A 7619-nucleotide genomic window follows, 5' to 3' on the forward strand; every position below is an offset into this window, starting at 1 on the left:
CAGCGCAGCGGCGACTATTGATGTTGCAGGAGGCGTGTTCACCGACAGCGCCGGGAATACCAACACCGCGGCGACCCTGCTCAGTATCAGCCTGGATACTGTACTGCCGGGGATCAGCATCGGCAGCGACACGCCGAGCCTCAAGGCCGGCGAGACCGCGGCGCTGACCTTCACCCTGAGCGAAGCCAGTTCAGACTTTGCGGAAAGTGATATTACCGTGGTGGGTGGTTCACTGAGCGGCTTTGCCGGTAGCGGCACCACGTATACTGCGACGTTTACCCCGGACAGTGATCGCAGCGCAGCGGCGACTATTGATGTTGCAGGAGGTGTGTTCACCGATAGCGCCGGGAATACCAACACCGCGGCGACCCGGCTCAGTGTCAGCCTCGATACCGTACTGCCGGGGGTCAGCATCGGCAGTGACACGCCGAGCCTCAAGGCTGGCGAGACCGCGGCGCTGACCTTTACCCTGAGTGAATCCAGTTCAGACTTTGCGGAAAGTGATATTACCGTGGCCGGTGGTTCACTGAGCGGCTTTAGTGGTAGTGGCACCACGTATACCGCCACTTTCACCCCGGATACCGATCGCAGCGCAGCGGCGACTATTGATGTTGCAGGAGGTGTGTTCACCGACAGCGCCGGGAATACCAACACCGCGGCGACCCGGCTCAGTGTCAGCCTCGATACCGTACTGCCGGGGATCAGCATCGGCAGCGACACGCCGAGCCTCAAGGCCGGTGAGACTGCGGCACTGACCTTCACCCTGAGTGAATCCAGCTCTGATTTTGCAGCCAGTGATATTACCGTGGTCGGTGGTTCACTGAGCGGCTTTAGTGGCAGCGGCACCACGTATACCGCCACTTTTACTCCAGATACCGATCGCAGCGTAGCGGCCACCATCGATGTGGCGGTCAATGCCTTTACCGACAGCGCCGGTAACACCAACACCGCGGCGACCCAGCTCAGTCTCAGCCTGGATACCGTACTGCCGGGGATCAGTATCGGCAGCGACACGCCGAGCCTTAAGGCGGGTGAAACGGCCAGCTTAACCTTCACCCTGAGTGAAGCGAGTTCGGATTTTGCAGCCAGTGACATTACTGTGGTCGGCGGTAGCCTCAGCGGCTTTGCCGGTAGCGGCACCACGTATACCGCGACCTTTACCCCGGACAGTGACCGTACCGCGGCAGCGACCATCGATGTGGCGGTCAATGCCTTCACCGACAGCGCGGGGAATACCAATACCGCGGCGACCCAGCTCAGTATCAGCTTGGATACCCTGCTGCCGACGGTAACTATCGGCAGTGACAAGACCGAGTTGAAAGCGGAAGGTACTGCTAATATCACTTTCGCCTTAAGTGAAGCGAGTTCGGATTTTGCTGTCGGGGATATAACCGTTGAAAATGGTGTATTAAGTAACTTTACCGGTTCAGAGGCCAGCTACAGTGCGACATTAACGCCATCCGATGACGGAACGGTAACGCTGGATGTGTCAAAAGGAGCCTTTACCGATATGGTAGGCAACGAAAGTTTGGCCGCAAGTCAGGTTACGGTTAGTTATGATGGCACATCGCCTAAGCCAGTTATTTCAAGCAATGCGAATGCTATTACTAATGCTGACTTTGTTGCCGATATTGACTTTGGTGAGCCTGTTACAGGCTTTAGTTTAGATAAGATAACCGTAGTTAATGCCAGTTTGAGTGCTTTGGTAGATAAAGTTGATGGGCAATATCAGGTTACTGTTACACCGGATAGTGACGGTATGGTGTCACTTGATGTAGCTGCTGGAAGTGTTACTGATAGCGTTGGAAATAATAATCTGGCTGCTGAGCGTTATAGCTTGGAATTTGATGGTTCCCGTCCTTATCTCCAGCAGATGACTCCGGAAGATGATGCCGGAAACGTTCAGTATAATACGTTGTTGGAGTTGTCCTTTAGCGAAAATATCATTGCGGGTGAAGGCAGTATCAGTATCTATGATGTTGATGATGGTCTGTTTGAAGCGGTGAGTATGAACGGTGAGCAGATTGTTATTGATGGTGCGAAAGTGTCTATATCGCTCCTTGATAAATTTATCCCGACCCATAGCTATTACGTTCATATTTCTTCTGATGCCTTGTCTGATAAGGCGGGTAATACCTTCGTCGGTATTGATGATTCAACCAGTTATAACTTTACTATTGGTAATAATGTTCCTCAGGTTGCAGCAGATACGGCAACGGTAGCAGAAGATAATAGTGTCGCAATTGTTGTGCTGGATAATGATAGTGATAGTGACAGCGAAATTAACCCTGCCAGTGTAACTGTAACGACTAAGCCTGCTCATGGTAATACCAGTGTGAACACCGGGACAGGTGTGGTGACTTATTCGCCTGAGAAAGATTTCGCTGGAACGGATAGATTCTATTATCGGGTTGAGGATGTGTATGGTGGGCAGTCAGATACGGCTAAAGTCACGATTACGGTAACTCCTGTTGATGATTCTCCTGTCGCTGTTGCTGATGTAGTTTCGACAGACGAAGACACATCAGTGCTTATCGATATTCTGGCCAATGACACGGATCCTGATGAAGGTGATAGCACAGACAGAAATACTTTGGTCATAGCTAGTCAGCCCGGTCATGGTAGTGTGACAATTGAAAATGGTCAGGTTAGTTATGAGCCAGATAGAGACTATACAGGTAGTGATGTCTTTACTTATACCGTGCGGGATACCAGTGGACGACTATCCAATGTCGCTGAAGTAAGGGTTAATATTGCCGGTGTTAATGATGCCCCAAGGACAGTTGCCGATGACGTTGTTACGGATGAAGATACGGCAGTTGAGGTTTCAGTATTAGCGAATGACAGTGATATTGACGGCACTGTGGATGTTGCAACCGTTGCGGTAGTCCGTCAGCCTGACAATGGGACTGTCAGTGTATCTGAACTTGGCGTAGTGACTTATACGCCAAAGACTAATTTCAATGGTGCGGATAGCTTTACTTATGTGGTAGAGGATAACGAAGGCGCGATTTCAGAAGCGGCCATTGTGAATATGACGGTTAATAGCGTTAATGATGCGCCTGTTGCGAATGATGATATTGCGACATTACTTGAAGACAGCACTCACTCAATTAACGTTTTGGGTAATGATGACGATGTTGATGGCCAGCTGAATAGCGGTAGCGTAACTGTTATCAGCCAGCCGGAGCAAGGTAACGTCAGTGTTGCTGATAGCGGGGTTATATTGTTTACACCGGTTGGAAATTTTAACGGTGAAGATAGCTTTACTTATCAGGTTAGTGATGAGTTGGGGCTGGTATCGAATACGGCGAAGGTGACGATTACTGTTCAATCAGTGAATGACACACCGTTAGCCAATGATGACAATGTAACTACCACGGAAGACAATGACGTCACCATTAATGTTATTGCTAATGACAGTGATGTGGATGGTAGTTTAGATACCTCGACACTTACTCTTGGCACTGCTCCGGTTAGCGGCACGCTCCGCGATAACGGTGACGGCACGCTTACTTATACACCGGATGAAAATAGCCATGGTATTGATAGTTTCACATACTCTATAAGTGATAATGAGGGAGGTGTATCCAATACCGCGATAGTGACGATTGAAATCGAAGCTGTTAATGATGCACCGACGTTATCGGGAACTCCGACAACAGAAGTGGCTCAGGATGGAAGCTACAATTTTGTTCCCCAAGCCAGTGATATCGATGGTGACAATTTCACATTCAGTATTAGCAACCTTCCGGATTGGGCTGAGTTCGATTCCTCGGTTGGTATTTTGAGTGGTAGCCCTGGTAATGATGATGTGGGCACTTATTCTAACATTGTGATTAGTGTGAGCGATGGAGTTGCGACAGTGTCCCTTCCCGCTTTTGCCATCACCGTCACCAATGTGAATGATGCACCGACGATCAACGGAACACCGTCGACACAAGTTGATGAAGACAGTCGTTATTCATTTACGCCAATAGCGTCAGATATAGATGATGACACGTTGGCCTTCAACATTGCGAATAAGCCAGATTGGGCAAGTTTTGATACTAGGACTGGTACGCTTAGCGGTAGCCCGACCAACAGTGATGTTGGTTTGTCGAGTGGTATTGTTATTACTGTTACAGATGGTGAAGAAAGTGTTTCTCTGTCAGCATTTAATATTACGGTTACTAACGTAAATGACACTCCTTTGGGCGAATCATTGTCCGTCAGTGTTGCTGAAGATAATAGTGTCATTATTGCACCTAATCTGCAGGATATTGATGGTGATAGGCTTGGACTTTTGGTAATCGCTTCTCCGCAGCATGGCGCTTTGGAAAGTAATGGATTGGGATGGCGTTATACACCGCAGGAGAACTATTTCGGGGATGATGAATTTAGTTATCAGGTTACGGATGGTCAGGTCGCATCAACATCATACTCGGTGAATATTGCTGTTTCTGCGGTAAATGATATTCCGTTAGCTGTAGATGACAGTTTTGTAATAACTGCAAACAATAGCGGCAGTTACACGCTTGATGTACTGAGCAACGATACAGATATCGAAAATGATGATTTGCGGCTTGAGTGGGTCAGTGCCGAGTGGGGGGCTGCTACGGTTCAAAATGGTATCGTTTTGTTTACTTCGCAGCTAACTGGAACCGTAACATTGGGTTATAGCGTTACTGATGGCAATGGTGGTAGTGATAATGGTCAGGTTCGACTGACTATCGAAAGTGATGCACTGCAAGTTCCGCAGATCACGTCTCCTGATGATGTTGAATTGAACGCAACGGCGTTGTTTACTAAGGTCGATCTCGGGGTTGCGGTAGCGAGTGATAGTAATGGTAAAGTTCTGCCTGTTTCATTGGTCGACAACCAGACTTTCTTTGAGCCGGGTAATAATATGGCGTACTGGCGCACTGAGGATTCACAGGGAAATGTTGCTGAAGCAAGCCAGAAAGTAACTATTCATCCGTTGGTGACAATCGCCAAAGACAGTGAAACGACGGAAGGAGCCACACAGCGCGTTCAGGTATTCCTGAATGGTCAATCTCCAAGTTATCCCGTGACCATCCCATATACCGTCTCGGGTACCAGTGGCCCAAATGACCATGATTTGCGGGATAGCAATGTGGTGATTGCAAGTGGTACCGTCGGTGAGATCCAGTTCAGCATTCACGAAGATCAACATGTCGAAGGTCTGGAAACATTAATTATCACCTTGGATCCGGCCATTAATCTAGGCAGTAAAAAAGAGTACACGCTGTCAATCCAGGAGCAAAATGTCGCTCCGAAAGTGGTTATTTCTGTTGTTCAGCAGACAGAACAGCGACAGCTCATTGAAAATACCGATGACCTTGTCACGATTACTGCGCAAGTTACTGATGCGAATACGGGCGATAACCATGATTATCAATGGATGAGTACTGAGTCTCTGTTGGCTGATATCAGTCAGGAGCCGGAGCAGTATGTATTCTCTCCAGCTCAGTTGAGCCCTGGTATTTATCTATTAAAGCTGACAGTAACCGATAATGCAGTTGAGCCCTTGTCTGTATCTACAGATATTTATATCGAGGTCGTTGAACAGCTTGCCTCGCTTGGTAGTGAAGATATGGATGGTGATCTGATCCCTGATAACCAAGAGGGCTTCTCTGATTCTGACAGTGATGGAATTCCTGATTATCAGGATGCTATTAGTGAATGTAATGTTATCCAGGAGCAGGTTGCGGAGTCGGATAGTTATCTTGTTGAAGGGGAGCCTGGGGTGTGCTTACGTAAAGGCGTTACACTCGCGGGTAATGAAACCGGTGGAGCTCAACTGCTTGATAGTGAAATCTCATCACGACTTGGCGCTGATCAGCAAGCAGAGAATATTGGCGGTATCTTTGATTTTGTTGCTTATGGTTTGCCTCAGGTAGGACAGAGTTATCAGGTCGTTTTCCCTCAGCGTCTTCCTATTCCGGCCAATGCAGTATATCGGAAGTTTGTTCAAGGGAGCGGGTGGGTTGATTTTGTCACCAATGAGTTTAACTACTTATCATCGACTCAGGGAGAGGCTGGTTATTGTCCGCCTCCGGGAGATAGCCGCTGGACTTCAGGGCTGACTGAAGGCCATTGGTGTGTACAAGTGACAATACAGGATGGAGGCCCGAATGACGACGACGGTATAGCAAACGGAAGCGTTATTGACCCAGGAGGCGTTGCCGCGAGGGCGAGTACCAATACATTGCCTGTCGCCCAGGATGATACCGTCACAATAAGCCGAAACAGCAGTATTATTATTGATGCCCTTGCCAATGACAGCGATGCTGACGGAAATATTCTCGACATTGCTAATGCATCAGCAGATTTCGGTTCTGTTGTTGTCGATAATAATCAGCTGAACTATACCGCTGAAGATAAATTTTATGGTGTTGCAACAGTAAGTTACAGCATTACAGATAATAGTGGCGGTACAGCTTTTGCCAGTGTCACTGTGAATGTCGTAAATAGCTTGTCACCAAAGGCAGAGGACGATCAGGTTGAGACGGATGATCGAACTGCGTTGGTTATTAATGTTCTGGGCAATGATAGTGATCCAGATGGTGACAGTTTGACAGTTGTCTCAGCCGTGGCTCAGAAAGGGCTGGTGAGTATCAATACCGATCAGACAATTACTTATATACCAAAGAGAGGGTATGAAGGTATTGATACCGTCACCTATCGCATTCGTGATGTGAACGGGCTGGAAGCTACAGCAACCGTTAAGGTACAGACCAAATTGATGATGTCTGTTGTGATTGAAAATGAATCAGGAGGCGGCGTTGGTGGAGTGGGACTTATGCTATTGACACTATTTGGTTTTGTTCGTTGTTATGGCCGAAAATTATGGCTGGCATTGTTGTTGCTGGTTATAAGCTTTAACAGTCAGGCTAACTGGTTTATTGAAGCGGATTTAGGAATGAGCTCTACGGATGAGCGTTCGAATGTGAAAGCGGCAACTGTTATTGATAGTGATGATTCAGACTTTTACTGGACGGTAGGGCTTGGTTATGCGCTAAGTCCCAAGTGGGAGTTGACTGTACGTTATATCGACCAGGGGCAAGGGAGTGCAACGATTAGCAATAGCACAACATCACCGGATGAATATCACCAGAGTGTGGCCCTGGTGGCTCCGGCACTGGTTAGCGGTATTGGGCTGGATGTTAGCTATTCTCTTTTGCAGGTAGATGCTTTCAATATTGACGTCAGTGTTGGGGGAATAGATTGGGAGACGGATTTTGAGAGCACCTATCAAGGACGTACTATCAAATCCAGTGATGAGGGGGTTGATCCTTATTTAGGAATAGAGCTGGGATATACCATTGCTGAAAATTGGGTTATTGGGCTGGAAGCAACTCGGTATTTTATTGATATCAATGATGTCGATACTTTTTCTCTGAAGCTGAAATACCGTTTTATTGAAGATTAAACCTGTGATTAGAGGTTGATTATAAAGCTAAGGGAAATGTGATTGTTGATTCTTTAATCGCTTGAGAGGAAAGTAAAAAAAATAGCTTTACAAGCGTCTGAGAGGCTCGTATTATTCGCCGCACTTACGGAGAGATGGCTGAGTGGTTGAAAGCACCGGTCTTGAAAACCGGCATACGTTTGTA

Annotated in this window: 1 protein-coding gene; it reads left to right on the top strand. The window is 47.6% G+C overall.

Annotated elements, in window-relative coordinates; all coding sequences use genetic code 11:
• The first annotated feature begins 34 nt into the window (after nt 1-34).
• Nucleotides 35-7435, top strand: a complete 7401-nt coding sequence (locus Q0852_RS23040) for a tandem-95 repeat protein (RefSeq protein WP_299022624.1) — start codon at nt 35-37, stop codon at nt 7433-7435.
• Nucleotides 7436-7619: the final 184 nt, after the last annotated feature.

The organism is uncultured Photobacterium sp. (genome assembly GCF_947502415.1).
Lineage (GTDB): Bacteria > Pseudomonadota > Gammaproteobacteria > Enterobacterales > Vibrionaceae > Photobacterium.